Source organism: Nocardiopsis valliformis DSM 45023 (assembly GCF_000340985.1).
Taxonomy (GTDB): Bacteria; Actinomycetota; Actinomycetes; order Streptosporangiales; family Streptosporangiaceae; genus Nocardiopsis; species Nocardiopsis exhalans.
This window is the reverse complement of record NZ_ANAZ01000024.1, coordinates 19,799-35,922: the sequence shown is the minus strand read 5'-3', so window position 1 is coordinate 35,922 and position 16,124 is coordinate 19,799. Positions and strand designations below refer to the sequence as shown.

Genomic DNA, 16,124 nt, shown 5'->3' with positions numbered 1-16,124 from the left:
GGTCAGGGCGGCAATTGGCGTCGTGAAATCACGTGACCGAACCAAAAATTTGTCACATTCGCGGTGTTATGGCCGGTATAGGCCAGTGTTAATTCCGGCGAAAGGGATGTAACCCGGGTGTCTTTTGCTGTCTAATGGGCCAGCTGTCGGGGGGCGAGCACAACACGAGTGTGGAGGGAAGTTCCGAGTGTCCGACCAGACACCCGAGGCCCAGGACGAGCAGACGGGCAAACCCGCGTTCCTCCGGGTCTTCGAGGACCTGCGCCGACGCCGCTCGCGCTCCAGTTACGCCAGGCTCCACAGGATGGAGCGTAGGGTGGCCCGGCGCCGCCCCGCCGCGAAGGGCAAGCTCCAGCGAGGCGACATCGCCGAGCCCCCGCCGGTCCTGGACGTGGTCACCGAACGCCGCGCCGACCGGGCCGCGGTCCAGCGCATGCTGGTGCGCGCGAGCGCGGTGGGACCCGTGTGGCTGCTGCCGGAAGGGACTCCCGAGAGGACCCAGGAAGCGGCGCGGGCCGAGCAGCCCGCGGAACCCGAGCACCCAGAGGTGTCGGAGCAGCGGGAGCGGCCCAAACGGAAGGGCCTCACCGCTGGCAGGGGCGCGCGCTGGCCCAGGTCGACCCGCACCACGGACACCGGGCCGGACATGGCGCGGCCAGCCGAGGGCGTGAACACCGAGGTCACCACCAAGGAGCTGTACAGCCTCCTGGAACACCTGGTGGACAACGGGTTCGCGTGGGCGGACGCCCCGCCCAAACCGCCGGGCGGACACAAACCCCCGCCCCCGCCCCGCTTCTCCCGGGTCCGCTCCCTGCTGTGGCTGCGGCGCTGCAACCCCAAGGGAGCTGGCGCCCTCCCGAACAACAGCAAGGCGCAGGTGGAGGTGATCAACGCGCTGTGCCAGGTGCGCCTGGACAGCGCCACCAGAAACCGGAAGAAGCTCCAGGAGCGCGCTCGGAAGGCCGCGGCGGAACCGGTTTCCGCGGCGGACCCGGTTTCCGCGGCGAAACCGGTGTCCGTGGCGGCACCCGGCCGCTGGGAGCTGCTCCGCAGCCGCTACGTCGTGTACTGGCGCACCCTCGCCCGGCTCGCCGCCCGGATCTCCCGCATGGTCACCCCGGCCATCGGCAACGCCCGCTTCGGCTCCTTCGACGAGAAGATCCTCACCCCGCTGGCTTTCGTGGCCTCCCTGGCGGTCGCCGCGGCCCCCTTCACCTTCGCCTTCCTGGGGCTGGCCGCCCAGCAGGTCAACGAGCTCGTCACGGTCCTGGTCGGGGTGCTCCTGGCCGTCGCCTACGTGTTCACCGTGTTCTTCTTCTTCCTCCCCTGGCGCCCCTACCGGTGGCTGTCCCACCACCGCTACGTGATGGACCTGGGGGACGAGAGCGATCCCGACGACGGCGTCGAGCAGGGCGGAGTACAGAACTTCGAACACGGCGCCCTGGGGCGGCACCGCGCACACGCCGTGCAGCTGCTCAACCAGCTCAACAAAGCCGCGCGGGACAGGGGCCGGGCAGGCGGAGGCGGCAAGCCGCCCGGCACCCACCAGATCATGGTCAACGCACTACTGGACGACCTCCACGAGGCCTACGGGTCGGGCCGCCGCCGTTTCCGCCGCGCTCTCGGCCCCCGGCCGGTGCTCGTCTACGACCAGCGGCGCCTGGACCCGGTCGGCCGCTACCTGGTCCGGCTGATCGAGTCCGAACGCCTGCGCAGGGCCTTCCCCGACCCCCTGCTGCTGGTCCAGGTGCGCGACGCCGCCCTCGACCCGCTGGTGGGCGGCTCCTTCGACGCCGACCACGACGCCGACCTGCCCGAGTTCACCGGGGACGGGGGTGAGGAGGGCAAGCGCCGGGTATCCCAGCCGGTGCGGTCCTGGACTCGGCGGCGTTACCTGGCCGGGGTGCTCGGCGCCGAGCGCGTCATCACCCAGCACGTCGGCCCTCTGTCCGGGGGCGACAAGGAGTACGACGAGGACGGGACCCCCGAATGGGTCCTGAACGGCCCGACCCTGGCCGGGGTGTGGGGCGCCGGCGCCGTGGTCGTGTCCCTGGCCCTGATCGCGCCCGGGGTGTTCTTCGTGCCCGCCGCGGTGCAGTCGATCAACCCCTGCATCCAGCAGGGGATCACCAAACACGAGGGCATCACCAGGGTCGGCGACCAGTGCGTCGGCGTCACCTTCGGCGACTTCGTGTTCCACGAACGCCTGACCGAGGTCACCGAGCTCATCCACGAACAGAACCGGGCAGTCGACGCGAGCGGAGACCCCTACGTCACCATCGCCCACCTCGCCGAGATGGACGTCGCCGACCCCGAGGACCCCTCCATCGCCGGTGCCCAGGGCGAACTCCTGGGGCTCGCCTACCAGCAGCGCGAGCACAACCGGATCAAGGACGCCAGGCACCCCAGGATCAAGCTGCTCATCGGCAACGCCGGCCGGGGATGGGAGCACTCCCTGGTCGCCGCGCAGGAGATCGTGGACCGCGCGGGTGACGAGAAGCTCGGGATGGACCGGCCGATCGCCGCGGTCGGGTTCGGCCACAGCGTCGTGCCCAACAGCCGCGCCATCCAGAGGGTCGGCGAGGCCTCGCTCGCCATGGTGGGCACCACCGCCACCTTCGACGACGTCGCCCAGTACGGCGCCCGCGAACACAGCGAGTTCTACTTCCCGATCTCCCCGCCCAACAGCCGGATCGCCGTGCAGGCCGCTCACTGGGCCCGGCACGGGGTGGCCTGGAGTGGCGCCGACGGGGTCGAGCACGGGCTGGAGGCGCACGAGACCGCCGTGGCCATCGCCAGCGGCCAGACCGATGCCGAGGGCGGGGAGCACGAGCAGTACGGCCCGCACCTGGCCCGGGAGTTCATCGCGGCCTTCCAGGCGCGCGGCGGACAGGTGTGGGAGGGAGCCGGGGAGCTCCACCGCGGGGAGTACGACGGCCAGGGGGTGCTGCTCTACCAGAGCGGCGACCTGGAGACCGACACCACCTACGCCGAGCAGCTGGAACGCCTGTGCACCCACGAGGACCCGCCGGACCTGCTCTACTACGCTGGCCGCTCCGCCGACTTCACCGAGTTCTACCGCCGGTTCATCCGGACCGGCGGCGAGGACTGCGTCGGCGGGCACATGACCATCCTCGGCGGTGATGACATCTCCAAGTTCGTCTCCGACGAGGAGGGTCTCATCGGCAGCAACGCCGCGCACCACTCGGTGTTCTACACGCCGCTGGCGCCCAGCGGCCCCTGGGGCGCACAGGGCGGCACCGGTGGCGACGCGGGCGGCAGCGACCAGGGGTTCTACGACGACGTCAACGCCCTGCTGCGGGACCTGTACGCGCAGGAGGACGAGGACGGCGACGTGAGCTTGGCGCCCAAGAAGGACCTGCCCTCCATCGCGCACGCCGCCGTGGCCAGCGATGCCCTCCTGGTGGTCTCCGAGGCCCTGCCCACCACCGGGATGAGCAGGGAGGAGCTCTCGGCCAGGAACCCGCTGCGCTGGATCGGCCTGGACCGGCACCCCTACCTGCGTACCCAGGAGCAGTACGAGGAGCAGCGCGACCTGCTGCACGGCAGGGTCAAGGGCACCCGCAACCTCACCGGGGTCTCCGGCTACATCGCCTTCGACGCCGAGAACGACGGCAACTGGTTCGAGGGCCGCATGGTGCAGCTGGTGCTGGTGGGCCCGGAGGTGGTCAACCCCGAGACCGACGACCGGCAGCGCCAGCACGTCATCCAAAGGTGCGGAATGCGCAACGCCAACACCGTGGAACCCGGGGAGCAGTGTCTGCCCGTGGTCTCCGGAGACCGGTGAGGGCCCGCGTGAGAGTATGCGTCCTGTGGACCACCAGAACCCTGCCGAACTGCGGAAACCGTACATGGGCGAACCTCTGCGCCGCTCGGCCCTGGCCGAGCACCCGATGACGCAGTTCCATCTGTGGTTCGGCGAGGCCTACGACTCCGGCCTCGCCGAACCCAACGCCATGGTGCTGTCGTCGGTGGAGCCCTCCGGCATGCCCCGTTCGCGCACGGTGCTGATGAAGGGCTACGACCGTTCCGGCCTGCGCTTCTTCACGAACTACACCTCGCGCAAGGGGCAGGCCCTGGACGCCGACCCGCGCGCCTGCCTGGTCTTCCCCTGGCACGCGATCCGGCGGCAGGTCCTGATCGCCGGCCGGGTGGAGCGGCTCAGCGACGAGGAGAACGACCTCTACTTCGCCTCCCGCCCGCGCGGCTCGCAGCTGGGTGCCTGGGCCAGTGAGCGGCAGTCCCAGCCGGTGGCGGACCGGACCGAGCTGGACCGCCTCTTCCACGAGTTCGACTCGGTGTGGCGCGCGGACGAGCCCATTCCCAGGCCCGCCTACTGGGGCGGTTTCCGGCTGGTCCCGCAGGAGGTGGAGTTCTGGCAGGGCGGCGAGGACCGCATGCACGACCGCTTCCGCTACCTGTGGCTCGACGCAGAAGGTGAGTGGGAGATCGAACGCCTCGCACCTTGAGAGGCCTCGCTCCCCGAGGGCGCTGCTGAGCGCCGCCCGGGAGGGCCGTCAAGGGACGATCCGATGAATCCGGACCCCCGGCCGAGGGTGATGTTGGTCGCGTCGTACGTGAGTTCGGGAGATGATGGGGCCTCCGGGGGCTCCCGCAAGGGTCTTTCGGATACTTCACGTTTCAACCAGCTAGCCTGTAGGCCTGTGACCTCGGACCCTTGACGGCTCCGGGGCGTGCGGGCCGGTTGTGTCCGTATAGTGAGACAGTGCCGAAATCCATGCCCGGCGCGCCACGATATGCTTGACCAATCGGTGGTCGCTCCCGCGGTCCTGCGGACGCCCCGGTCCCCACTCGGCCCCAGGGAATCACGTGGTCCCGGCCTGTGTTGTGAGAGACCTGCCGTGCCCGCACGTGACCGCGCGTCGGGCGCAGAGCCTTGGGAGGGGAGTCTTGACCGCACACGGGCTGATCGACACCACGGAGATGTACCTCCGTACGGTCTTCGAGCTCGAAGAGGAGGGCATCGTCCCGCTTCGGGCCAGGATCGCCGAGCGCCTGCACCAGAGCGGGCCCACGGTGAGCCAGACCGTCGCCCGCATGGAGCGCGACGGCCTGCTGAAGGTCGAGAACGACCGCCACCTGGTGATGACCGCCGAGGGTCGCAGGCTGGCCACCCACGTCATGCGCAAGCACCGGCTCGCCGAGCGCCTGCTCGTCGACGTCATCGGGCTGCCGTGGGAGGACGTCCACATCGAGGCCTGCCGCTGGGAGCACGTCATCTCCGAGGCCGTGGAGGAGCGTCTGGTGACGCTGCTCAACGCCCCCTCGGTGTGCCCGCACGGCAACCCGATCCCCGGCCTGGAGGAGCTCGGCCTGGAGGGGTACGCCCCTGAGCCGTTCACCGACGACTCCATCGTCCCGATGATCGACGCGGCCTCCAGCACGGAGACCACGGTCACCGTGCGCCGCATCAGTGAACAACTCCAGCCGGATGCCGACATCATGCTCACCTTGCGCAAATCCGGGGTACAACCGGGGCAGGAAGTAGTACTCCGGGCTTCGGACGACGGAGTGCGCGTCATCGGCGAGGGCGAGGACACCGAGCTCCCCGCTGGCGTCGCCGGGCACATCTTCGTCGCCAAGCCGTGAAACGTCCATACACGTTGATTGGTTGCTCATCGGGATTGTCTCATTGCGCTGCGGGAACGTTGACGGTGTTGCTACGCTCGCCCCAAGGTGCGGTCGTTCGGGGGACCCGGAGCGGGCATGTGTGCAGCTCATGACGGCGAGGTGGCGGCTAGATGACACGGTGGGGTGAGCCCTTCCGGGAGAGCGACGCGCTCGCCACGGCCGAGGTCGTAGACCAGGCCCAGATCGCCATCGTCGTCATCGACCGGTTCAGCCTCCTTCGCTACTGGAACCCGTACGCCCGCGAGCTGTTCGGGTTCGTCGGCGGGCGTGACTACGTCGGCCTGTCCCTGCTGGACATCGGCATCCACGAGTCCGACCGCGAACACGCCTCCCAACTGGCCCGCCGCGTCCTGCGCGGCGAGCCGTGGGAGGGCACGTTCGCTGTGCTCAAGGGCGACTCCACCTGGATCCACGTGCGGGCCCAAGCCGTGCCCATACGCGACGACTCCGGTGAGATCGACGGCATCACCCTGATCGCCCGTGAGGCCCTGCGCAGCGGGCGGGTCGAGGAGCAGTACGGCCTGCTCGAACGCATCGGCAGCCGCCTGGCCAGCTCGCTGGAGTTCGACTCCACGGTCAAGGGCGTGGCCGGGATCCTGGTGCCGCAGTTCGCCGACCACTGTTTCATCGACCTCTACGACCACGACCGCCTGGTCAGACAGGTCTCCGTGCACGCCGAGGGCTGGAGCCCGCCCGCGGACAGCTGGTTCGACGTCGGCGACGAGGTCCGCTACCCCGAACGCCACTTCGTCACCCAGGCGATGCGCCGACTGGAGACCGTGGTCAGTAGCGACTACCTCTTCGAGAACTCACCCAACGACCGCTCCGACCGGGTCTCCCGCCAGGTCGGCGTCACCTCCGCCATCGCCGCCCCGCTGCGGGCCCGCGGCGAGGTCCTCGGGGTGCTCACCCTCGCCCTCTCCGGGCTCTCCCCGCGCCAGAAGAGCAGCTACGGCGGCTTCGACCGGGACCTGGTCGGCGCCATCGCCTCCCGGGTCGCGCTGGCCATCGACAACGCCCGGCTGTTCGAGGAGGAGCGCAGCACCGCGCTCGCGTTCCAGAACAGCCTGCTGCCCAGCCACTTCCCGCCGCTGGACGGACTGACCGTCGCCCACCGCTACCTGCCCGCCGGGCCGCTCCAGGCGCACGGGCACGGCATCCAGACCCAGGTCGGCGGCGACTTCTACGACGCCATCCCGCTCTCGGCCGGGCGCGTCGGTCTGGTCATCGGCGACGTCGAGGGCCGGGGCCCGCACGCCGCCGCTGTCATGGGCCAGCTGCGTGCCGCGCTGCGCGCCTTCGCCCAGGCCGACCGGGAACCCGCGGACATCCTGCGCGAACTCGACGAATGGGTGCGCCAGCTCGGTACTCCCGACGGCAACGGCGGCGTCTGGATCCCCAGCGTGAGCTGCCTGTACATGGTCTACGACGCCTGGTCGCGCGAGCTCTCCTACGCCAACGCCGGGCACGCCTCCCCGCTGCTGATCACCTCCGACTCGGTCGAGGCCCTCGACCTGGAGGTCACCGACCGCATGCTGGGCGTGCGCGCCAAGGGCGGCTCCGGCGAGGACATCGTCTACCACCAGGCCAACCTGCGCCTGCCGCTGGGCGCCACCCTGGTCATGTACACCGACGGCCTGGTGGACCGGCGTCCGGTCGGCGGCAAGGCCGACCCGGAGCGCGCCCTGGAGCGAATGACCGAGCGCGTCGCCGAGGTCGCGGACAAGGACGTGGAGCAGATCGCCGAGGCCGCCGTGCACAGCGTGCCCGGCGAGCTGGACGACGACACCGCTCTGCTAGTCGTGCGCACCCACTCCGAGGAACTGGCGCTGCGCGAGGGCTGGTTCCCCTCTGAGGCCTCCACCGTAGGCGCCGCCCGCCACCTGGCGGCCGATACCTTCAAGGAGTGGGGGGTCGACCGAGACCAGGCCGAACTCGCTTGCCTGCTGGTCTCGGAGATCGTCACCAACGTGGTCATCCACGCCACCCCGCACCCGGTGCACCGCGAGTTCACCGGAAGCGGCGTCCTGGACTCGGAGACCCCGCTCGACTCGGGCGGGATGGTCGACGAGTTCGACGAGGACTGGAGCGATCTGCTGGAGGCGGTCGCCGAGGAGGACGAGTCCACCGACAACCCCGGTGAGAAGGAGTTCCTGCTCCGACTGCGCCGCGGCGCCAACGCGGTGTGGGTGGAGGTCTTCGACCACGATCTGCGCCTGCCGCGGATCCGCAGCGCCGCCGCGGATGACGAGGGCGGCCGCGGGCTGTACCTGGTCGAGCAGCTGGCCAGCCGTTGGGGATCGCGGCCCACCCCGGACGGCAAGGCCGTCTGGTTCGAGATGCCGATGCACGCCGACGAAGAGGCCGAGATCGAGGTCGAAGAGGCGGAGAAGGACGACGAGGAGTAGCCCGGCACGGTAGGGGTGCTTCGCACCGCGGTATGTGTCACCTCTTACCCGTGCGCACTCCGGGGCGCGCCGCGCGCCCCGGGAGCTCCTCCAGCGGATCATCGAAGCCGGACGGCTCTGATCCGCACGCCCCCGATCACACGGTCAGATTCACACCTGCCTGATCTGCGGTTGGGGTCCTTCTGCGCTGGTCGGGGACAGTATCGCCTCAAACCTGTTCCGGCCGGTGAAAAAAATGCCCCCTGCCCTCCTTGTTTGTCTGTAGTCGTCTGGTTACTTTATCTGTTGGTAAAGGGTCTGTCTGGCGCCAGGAATGGTGGTGTGCGCATTGTCTGTCAGGAGAGTGAAAGCTGTTCCGGGCTTCCCGGGGTGCATCATGGAACAAAGTCCCAAGAGGTCCCCGAGGCCGATCGCGGCCCGTTGAGGGGCATGCCGCGTACCGCCAGGGCGTCCGCGGGGACGGGGATCCGTCCGCCCGGGCCGCGGGGTTCGATTTCCCCGGGGCCGCACCGAACCCGTTGGTTAATGGCTTCCGAGGTGCGCCGAAAAGGTGCCAGGATTTCGGTTTGGCCACGGACGGTGACAATTTCACGCACGGCGGCGGTTCGGATAGCGAACAATTCCTTTGTCGATAGTCGAACGTGTCCTTTGGTAACACCCACCTGACCGCTGTCAAACCACCACGGTCGGGCTCGCTCGTACGGTCCTCACCCGCCTTTGGGCCGTCCGGCGGACCCGGCTTTCCCCCGGACACCGCAGGGCCCGCCACTCCAGTTGAGGTGCTGGAGCGGCGGGCCCTCGGTGTGGCTTCGGAGACGGGTTCGGGCACGGCTTCGGTCACGGGCCCGGGTGCGGGCTCAGCGGTAGGAGTTGGCCCACAGCAGCAGGCACACGAAGACGAAGAACACCACGATGCCGCTGGTCGCCCAGGGGATGTGGATCTTGGGTCGGAGCTTGCGCACGGCGATGACGAGCAGCGCCACCAGCAGCCCCATCACGATGAGGCCGTCCCACGATCCGCTCACGACCGGTCCCTTCGGGGTTCGGGGGTCCAACGGAGGCTACAGGCCCAGGCCCCGGCCCACGATCTCCTTCATGATCTCGGTGGTGCCACCGTAGATCGTCTGGACTCGGGTGTCCTGCCAGGCCCGCGCCACCGGGTATTCCATCATGTACCCGTACCCGCCGTGAAGCTGAAGGCACCGGTCCATCACCCGGTTGCACATCTCGGTGGTCCACCACTTGGCCATGGCCGCGTCCTCGACGGTCAGTTCACCCTTGTTGAGCAGCTCAACCGCCCGATCCACGTAGGTGCGGCCCATGTCCACCTCGGTGGCCAACTCGGCCAGGACGAAACGGGTGTTCTGGAATCGCCCAATCGAGCGGCCGAAGGCGGTGCGCTCTCGGCAGTACTCGATGGTGTGCTGGAGCATGTAGTCGGCCGAGGCGACCGCGCAGGTGGCGATGGACAGCCGCTCCTGGGGCAGGTTCTGCAGCAGGTGGATGAAGCCCTGGCCCTCGGTGCCGATCAAGTTGGCGACCGGGACGCGTACGTTGTCGAAGAACAGCTCCGCGGTGTCCTGGGCCTTCATCCCGATCTTGTCGAGGTTGCGGCCCCGATCGAAGCCGGCGGCGCCGCGCTCCACGGCGACCAGGGAGAAGCCCTGCGCTCCGGCCTCGGGGTCGGTCTGGCAGACCACGATGACCAGGTCGGCGTTGATGCCGTTGGTGATGAAGGTCTTGCTGCCGTTGATGACGAAATCGTCGCCGTCGCGCACGGCCGAGGTCTTGATCCCCTGGAGGTCGCTGCCGGTGCCGGGCTCGGTCATGGCGATTGCGGTGATGAGCTCGCCACTGGCGAAGCCGGGCAGCCATCGTTTCTTCTGCTCGTCGCTGGTCAGCCCCACCATGTAGGGCGCTATGACGTCGTTCTGCAGGGTGATGCCCAGGCCGCTGGCGTGCGCTCGGCAGATCTCCTCGTTGACGATCTGGTTGTACCGGTAGTCGTGCAGCCCGGTGCCCCCGTACTCCTCGGGGACACCGTGGCCGAGGAGGCCGACCCCGCCGGCCTTCACCCACACCTCGCGGGGCACGATCCCGTCCTTCTCCCACTGGTCGTGGAAGGGGACGACGTCCCTCTTGAGGAACTCGGCCACCGATTCGCGGAAGAGGTCGTGGTCGGCGTCGAAGAGTTCCCGCTTCATGCTCTGCTCCGGAGGTGTCGGGGATCACTGTTGTTCCCACACGGTAACCGAACCACATTCGGTTTTGAAGAGCGGGGGGCAAGCCGGGGCAAAGTTCCTGGCCGCTCGGGCGGTTCCTGCTGGTTTGGCGGAGTCTGGTTCCTAGGGTGGCCGGAGCAGGGTCGTGGAAGCAGCCGTGGAAGCAGGAGGGCTGCGCAGAGTCGGGCGGCCCGCACCCCGGGAGGCGATTCGATGTCCCAGAGCACCGCCGAACAGCGTGAACGGAGTGAACAGGGCGGCGGTCGGATCGCGCTGATCATGACCGCCCTGATGCTTGCCGTGCTGCTCTCGGCGCTGGACCAGACCATCGTCTCCACCGCCCTGCCGACGATCGTCTCCGACCTCGGCGGTCTGAACCACCTGTCCTGGGTGATCACCGCCTACCTGCTGGCCGTCACCGCCAGCACCCCGCTCTGGGGCAAGCTCGGCGACCAGTTCGGCCGCAAGCAGCTGTTCCTGTGGTGCATCGCGATCTTCCTGCTGGGGTCGGTGCTGTGCGGGATGGCGCAGGACATGCTTCAGCTGGTCCTGGCCAGAGGGCTCCAGGGGATCGGCGGCGGTGGTCTCATGGTGCTGGCCTCGGCGATCATCGGCGACGTCGTCTCACCCCGGGAACGCGGTAAGTACCAGGGGCTGTTCGGCGCGGTCTTCGGCGTCTCCAGCGTGGCCGGGCCGCTGCTGGGCGGGCTGTTCGTGGACCACCTGTCCTGGCGGTGGGTGTTCTACGTGAACATTCCGCTGGGGCTGCTCGCCTTCGTCACCGTCCTGGCCGTGCTGCCCCGCAACGCCCCGGTCGGCCGCCAAAATATCGACTACGCGGGCATTGTCCTGCTCGCCGCCACTGCCGTCTGCCTCACCCTGGTGGCCTCCTGGGGCGGCAGCGTCTACGCCTGGCTGTCCTGGCAGATCATCGTTCTGGCGGTGGCCGGTGTGGGCCTGGGCGTGAGTTGGTGGCTCACCGCCCGCCGAGCGAGCGACCCGGTGATGCCGCTCAGCCTGTTCCGCAACCCGACCATCGTGGTGGCCATGTCCATCGGCTTCTGTGTGGGCTTCGCGATGATGGGGTCGATGGCGTTCCTGCCGCTGTTCCTGCAGGTCGTCCACGGGCTCTCGCCGACCGCTTCGGGGCTGCACCTGCTCCCGATGGTGCTGGGCATGCTCATCACCTCCATCAGCAGCGGCCGCCTGGTCACCCGGACCGGCCGCTACAAGATCTATCCGGTGGTGGGGATGGCGCTCACCGCGATCGGTCTCTTCCTGATGTCGGGCATGGGCCCGGACAGCTCGCTGGTGGAAATGGGGGTCTACTTCTTCGTGTTGGGCGCCGGTCTGGGCCTGGTGATGCAGGTGGTGGTCCTGGTGGTGCAGAATGCCGCCTCCTACGACGACCTGGGTGTGGCGACCTCCTCGGCGACCTTCTTTCGCTCCATCGGCGGATCCTTTGGCACGGCGGTGTTCGGCGCGGTCTTCGCCGGGCAGCTCGCCTCGAACCTGGCCGCCCGGGCCGGGCAGATCGACCTGCCCGCGGGGGTGGACGCGAGCTCGCTGGAGAGCGACCCGAGCGTCATCGACCGGTTGCCCCCGCAGGTCCAGGCGAGCTTCCTGGAGGCCTACGCCGACGCCATCGACATGGTGTTCCTGTGGGCGGTCCCGATCGCCGTCGTCGGGTTCGTGCTGGCGCTGTTCCTACGCCAGGAACGGCTGCGCACCACGATCCGAACCCCGGACCTGGACGAGACGGTGGCCCCGGTGGCCGCGCCCAGCCGCAGCGCCATGGCCCAGGTGGAGCTCGAGGTCTACCAGGCCTGCGGGGCCGAGGGCGCCGAGACGATGTACGGGCGGCTGCGCGAGGCGGCCGGGCTGGAGGTCTCCACGGAGGCCTGCTGGGCGCTCAGCCACATCGGGGTCCGGGGGCCGATGAGCGTGGCCGAGCTGTCCACGATGTCCGGGCTGGACGCCTCCCGCTGGTCGGACGTCCACCGGGAGCTACTGGACGCGGGTTACCTGACCGGCGAGGACGATCCGTGGGAGCTCAACTGGCGGGGCGAGGACGCCGTGCGCGACCTGTACGAGTCGCAGCGGACGGCACTGCGTTCGCTGCTCTCCGACTTCGGGCCGGACGAGCACCCGGACGTCGTCGAGGTCCTGGAGCGGGTCACCGGTATCACCCTGGGTGACGACAGCGACGCCGGGTGGCCGCACGACAACGAGCACGACAACGAGCACGACAACGAGCACGACCACGCGCGCGACCACGAGCGTGGTTCTGAAGGGCGCTGACCTGCTGGGGAGATGTGAAAACGGGGGCGGGGTCTTGCCAGGAACCCAAAACCGAATACAGTTCGGTTCATCAGGACGTCACCATTCACGCCCCTTGGAGGATCCAGTGGCTGAGGCCTACATTGTCGGTGCGGTACGCACCCCCGTCGGCACGAAGAAGGGTGCCCTGGCCGCCGTGCACCCGGCGGACCTGGGCGCGCACGTCCTCAAGGAGCTGGTCGAGCGCACCGGTGTCGACCCAGCCGCGGTCGAGGACGTCATCATGGGCGTGGTCAGCCAGGCCGGTCCGCAGGCCCTTGACCTGGCCCGCACCGCGTGGCTGTCCGCCGGTCTGCCCGAGACCGTCCCCGGTGTCACCATCGACCGCCAGTGCGGCTCCTCGCAGCAGTCCATCCACTTCGCCGCCCAGGGCGTCATGTCTGGCACCCAGGACCTGGTCGTGGCGACCGGAGTGGAGAACATGGGCATGGTCCCCATGGGCGCCAACGTCCAGTTCGCCATCGACAACAACCTTCCGCTGTACGGCGAGGGCTGGATCGAGCGCTACGGCTTCCAGGAGATCTCTCAGTTCCGCGGCGCCCAGCTCATGTGTGAGAAGTGGGGCTACAAGCGCGAACAGCTGGAGGAGTTCGCGCTGGAGAGCCACAAGCGCGCCGCCGCCGCGCAGGAGGCCGGTTACTTCGACTCCCAGATCGCCCCGATCGCCGGGGTCGGCAAGGACGAGGGAATCCGCCCGGACACCACCATGGAGAAGATGGCCGGGCTCAAGCCGCTGCGCGAGGGCTGGGAGCTCACCGCCGCGATCGCCAGCCAGATCTCCGTGGGTGCTGGTGCGCTGCTCATCGCCTCCGAGAAGGCCGTGGAGCAGCACAACCTGACCCCGCTCGCCCGCATCGTCCAGCTGTCGCTGGTCGGCGACGACCCGGTCTACATGCTCACCGCCCCCATCCCGGCGACCAAGATCGCCCTGGAGAAGGCGGGCTTGAGCATCGACGACATCGACGTCACCGAGATCAACGAGGCCTTCGCCCCGGTCCCGATGTCGTGGATCGACGAGCTCGGCGCCGACCCGGCCAAGGTCAACCCGAACGGTGGCGCCATCGCCCTGGGCCACCCGCTGGGCGCGACCGGCTCCATCCTGATGACCAAGCTGGTCAACGAGCTCCACCGCACCGGCGGCCGCTACGGCCTCCAGACCATGTGCGAGGGCGGCGGCCAGGCCAACGTCACCATCATCGAACGCGTCTGACCCCAGTCGCCGAACGACGGGCCGCGCACCGACCAGGTGCGCGGCCCATTCGTCGTTTCACGCCCCCGGACCAGCGGGTTTACCTAGGATGGCCCCATGGAAGAGCTCACGCTGGAGCTCGACGACCAGCTGATGTCACGCATGCGGTGCTCAGCCGACCGTCGTGGCCTCAGCCTCAACGAGTACGTGACCTGGGTAGTGCGGGTGGCCGTCGGAGCCGAGCCGAGCGCTGACGAAGACCAGGAGCTCCGCGCCCGCCTCGCCGAGGCCGGGCTGTTGAACTCGCCGGACAGCGACGCCTCGCACGGAAGCCGTCTGGTGCAACGGCTGCGGGGGAAGAGCAACACGGGGATGACCACCGACGAGATCATGGACCTCACCCGAGGGGAGTGAGGCGCCCGGGTCAGGGGAGGATCACCCGCATGTCCTCCAGCAGGGTGTACATGTCCTCTTCGCCTTCGCTCCAGGAATCGCTGAAGGAACAGCGGTACAGGAACTGCAGCTCATCGTCACCGTGCCAGTAGCTGCCGGCCCGGACCCCCACGTCGCTTTTCTCGCCGACGACTTCCGTGGTGTGGAACTCGACGGTCTCCTCTTCCTCGCCATCAACTGCGATCTCGATCGGATCGATCGTGTTGATGTCGGCCCCGGCGACACTGTCGCCGAGCTGGGAGCCGGCGAGGGCGGTCTGGTCCCGAGAGCTGCTCTCCGGGGTGATGTACCGGGGTGAAGTGGCCACGTCTTCCTTGTAGTGGAAGGTGATTCGGCAGGAATCATTCGTGAAGTCGGCCCACCTCTCCCACTCCTCCGGGTCGGTTACCCAGTCCTGGGCCTCTTCGGGCAGGGACCAGGCGAGGCCGCTGTCGGCCGGGAACTGGATGTACTCCCTGTTGTCCTGGGCGCAGCCAGTAATTGCGAGCAGGGTGGCAGCTCCGGCGAGTGCTGCCGTTTTTGTCATCAAATCGGGGGTTTTGGGCATGGCAAGTGATCCTGCCAGAAGCCACGGACAGTCACCGAATCGGTACCGGGGGACTGAGGCCCTCGCCGCCGATGCCGTTCTCCAGGCCGAGCCAGGCAGCCATCTCCTTCAGCTGTTCCACCAACTCGGGCATGGTGTCGGTGGGAGCGTCCTCCTCCAGGGTGATCTGGCGGGCGAGCAGGGTGCCCGAGGCGCGGTCCGCCTTGAGGTCGACCCGGGCGACCAGGTCCTCGCCGAGCAGGAACGGCAGCACGTAGTAGCCGTGCACGCGTTTGGCAGCGAGCACGTAGATCTCCAGGCGGTACCGGAAGCCGAACAGCTCCTCGGCGCGGTCGCGCGTCCAGACCAGGGAGTCGAAAGGGCTCAGTAGGGCGCGGGCGTCCACCTTGCGGGGGATGCGGGCGTCCTTGTGCAGGTAGGCCGGGTGGTTCCAGCCGCGCACGGTGACCGGAACGAGTTCGCCGGAGTCCACGAGGTCACCGATGGCGGCGCGGGACTCGGTGCCCTTGAGCCGGAAGTAGTCGCGCAGGTCGGGTTCGGTGGCGATCCCGTGGGCGCGGGCGGCGATGGCCACCAGCTCCCGGTGGGCCTCTTCCGGTGAGGGGTGGGGCAGAGCGTGGACATCGGCGGGCAGGACGCGTTCGGGTAGGTCGTAGCGGCGTTCGAACTGGGTGTTGCGGCCATTGGAGGTGAGGTCGCCGATCCAGAACAGGTACTCCAGGCACTTCTTGACCTCGGACCAGTTCCAGCCCCAGTGGTCCTTGGCCCGGGGCAGGTCGTGGGCCAGGGCGGCCTCCACCTCGCGGGCGGTGGCCGGGCCGATCCGGGCCACCTCCTCGTACGCCGCCTTGACCAGCTCGGGGCTGTTCTCGCGGACGCCGTTCATCCACCCCACACGTTCCTGGGCGCGGTTGCGCTCCATCCGGTGCCGCATGAGGCGGTGGGTGGCGGGCGGAACCAGGCTCGCCTCGTGCGCCCAGCACTCGACCAGCCGGGCCGGGCTGGCGCCCGCGGCGGTGGTGGTGGCCCGGTCCAGCAGGGCGGGGGAATAGCCGCCCAGGCGGGCGAACACCGGGAGGTACTGGCTGCGGGCCAGCACGTTCACGCTGTCGATCTGGAGCAGCCCCACCCGGCGCACGACCCGGGCCAGGTGGGTGAGGGTGGCTTCGCCGGTGGGTCTGGGGTCCTGGAAACCCTGGGCGGCCAGGGCGATCCGGCGGGCCTGGGACAGGGAGAACTCCGCGTCGCGGCGGGGGTGCGGTGCAGCCATCTGGCCACCGTAGCCCCCGCCG

11 protein-coding genes are annotated in these 16,124 nt (G+C 69.0%); 7 read left to right on the top strand and 4 right to left on the bottom strand.

The genetic code is table 11. The features are described from left to right. Positions 1-187 precede the first annotated feature (187 nt). The 4 genes from D457_RS0121310 (at position 188) to D457_RS0121295 (ending at position 8,081) form a co-directional block, all read left to right on the top strand. Positions 188-3,808 (top strand): hypothetical protein, encoded by a 3,621-nt coding sequence (locus D457_RS0121310; protein ID WP_017582704.1) that lies wholly within the window; start codon positions 188-190, stop codon positions 3,806-3,808. Positions 3,809-3,833: 25 nt separating this feature from the next. Then, complete coding sequence (pdxH, locus tag D457_RS0121305) at positions 3,834-4,490, top strand: pyridoxamine 5'-phosphate oxidase (RefSeq protein ID WP_017582703.1); 657 nt, start codon at positions 3,834-3,836, stop codon at positions 4,488-4,490. Between the two features lie 442 nt (positions 4,491-4,932). Then, positions 4,933-5,631 (top strand): metal-dependent transcriptional regulator, encoded by a 699-nt coding sequence (locus D457_RS0121300; protein ID WP_017582702.1) that lies wholly within the window; start codon positions 4,933-4,935, stop codon positions 5,629-5,631. 152 nt (positions 5,632-5,783) lie between these two features. After that, the gene (locus tag D457_RS0121295) at positions 5,784-8,081 is read left to right on the top strand and encodes a SpoIIE family protein phosphatase (protein ID WP_017582701.1); all 2,298 of its coding nucleotides are present in this window, start codon (positions 5,784-5,786) and stop codon (positions 8,079-8,081) included. A gap of 857 nt (positions 8,082-8,938) precedes the next feature. On the opposite strand, the gene D457_RS36505 is transcribed toward D457_RS0121295, so the two are convergent. Next, positions 8,939-9,106 (bottom strand): hypothetical protein, encoded by a 168-nt coding sequence (locus D457_RS36505; RefSeq protein WP_017582700.1) that lies wholly within the window; start codon positions 9,104-9,106, stop codon positions 8,939-8,941. A gap of 36 nt (positions 9,107-9,142) precedes the next feature. Next, positions 9,143-10,285 (bottom strand): acyl-CoA dehydrogenase family protein, encoded by a 1,143-nt coding sequence (locus D457_RS0121285; RefSeq protein WP_017582699.1) that lies wholly within the window; start codon positions 10,283-10,285, stop codon positions 9,143-9,145. A 231-nt stretch (positions 10,286-10,516) separates the two neighbouring features. On the opposite strand from D457_RS0121285, the gene D457_RS0121280 reads away from it, so the two are divergent. The 3 genes from D457_RS0121280 to D457_RS36700 all read left to right on the top strand — a co-directional run bounded on the left by D457_RS0121280 (position 10,517) and on the right by D457_RS36700 (position 14,246). Next, positions 10,517-12,604 (top strand): MDR family MFS transporter, encoded by a 2,088-nt coding sequence (locus D457_RS0121280; protein WP_017582698.1) that lies wholly within the window; start codon positions 10,517-10,519, stop codon positions 12,602-12,604. Between the two features lie 106 nt (positions 12,605-12,710). Next, positions 12,711-13,853, top strand: coding sequence for an acetyl-CoA C-acetyltransferase (locus tag D457_RS0121275; RefSeq protein WP_017582697.1), 1,143 nt, complete (start codon positions 12,711-12,713; stop codon positions 13,851-13,853). A 96-nt stretch (positions 13,854-13,949) separates the two neighbouring features. Beyond that, a complete protein-coding gene (locus D457_RS36700) occupies positions 13,950-14,246 on the top strand; it encodes a hypothetical protein (protein ID WP_017582696.1) in 297 nt (98 codons plus the stop codon). 10 nt (positions 14,247-14,256) lie between these two features. Here D457_RS36700 and D457_RS0121265 read toward each other — a convergent pair whose 3' ends face one another. Together D457_RS0121265 and D457_RS0121260 are read right to left on the bottom strand one after the other, a co-directional pair. Further along, positions 14,257-14,811: a hypothetical protein gene (locus D457_RS0121265; protein WP_152514312.1), complete on the bottom strand. Its 555-nt coding sequence runs from the start codon at positions 14,809-14,811 to the stop codon at positions 14,257-14,259. Positions 14,812-14,863: 52 nt separating this feature from the next. After that, the gene (locus tag D457_RS0121260) at positions 14,864-16,102 is read right to left on the bottom strand and encodes a winged helix-turn-helix domain-containing protein (protein ID WP_017582694.1); all 1,239 of its coding nucleotides are present in this window, start codon (positions 16,100-16,102) and stop codon (positions 14,864-14,866) included. Between the last annotated feature and the right edge of the window lie 22 nt (positions 16,103-16,124).

Excerpts from the sequence above, each read along its gene's own strand:
- D457_RS0121295 (WP_017582701.1), top strand. The coding sequence starts at position 5,784 with ATGACACGGTGGGGTGAGCCCTTCCGGGAGAGCGACGCGCTCGCCACG.
- D457_RS0121285 (WP_017582699.1), bottom strand. The coding sequence starts at position 10,285 with ATGAAGCGGGAACTCTTCGACGCCGACCACGACCTCTTCCGCGAATCG.
- D457_RS0121280 (WP_017582698.1), top strand. The coding sequence starts at position 10,517 with ATGTCCCAGAGCACCGCCGAACAGCGTGAACGGAGTGAACAGGGCGGC.
- D457_RS36700 (WP_017582696.1), top strand. The coding sequence starts at position 13,950 with ATGGAAGAGCTCACGCTGGAGCTCGACGACCAGCTGATGTCACGCATG.
- D457_RS0121265 (WP_152514312.1), bottom strand. The coding sequence starts at position 14,811 with ATGACAAAAACGGCAGCACTCGCCGGAGCTGCCACCCTGCTCGCAATT.
- D457_RS0121260 (WP_017582694.1), bottom strand. The coding sequence starts at position 16,102 with ATGGCTGCACCGCACCCCCGCCGCGACGCGGAGTTCTCCCTGTCCCAG.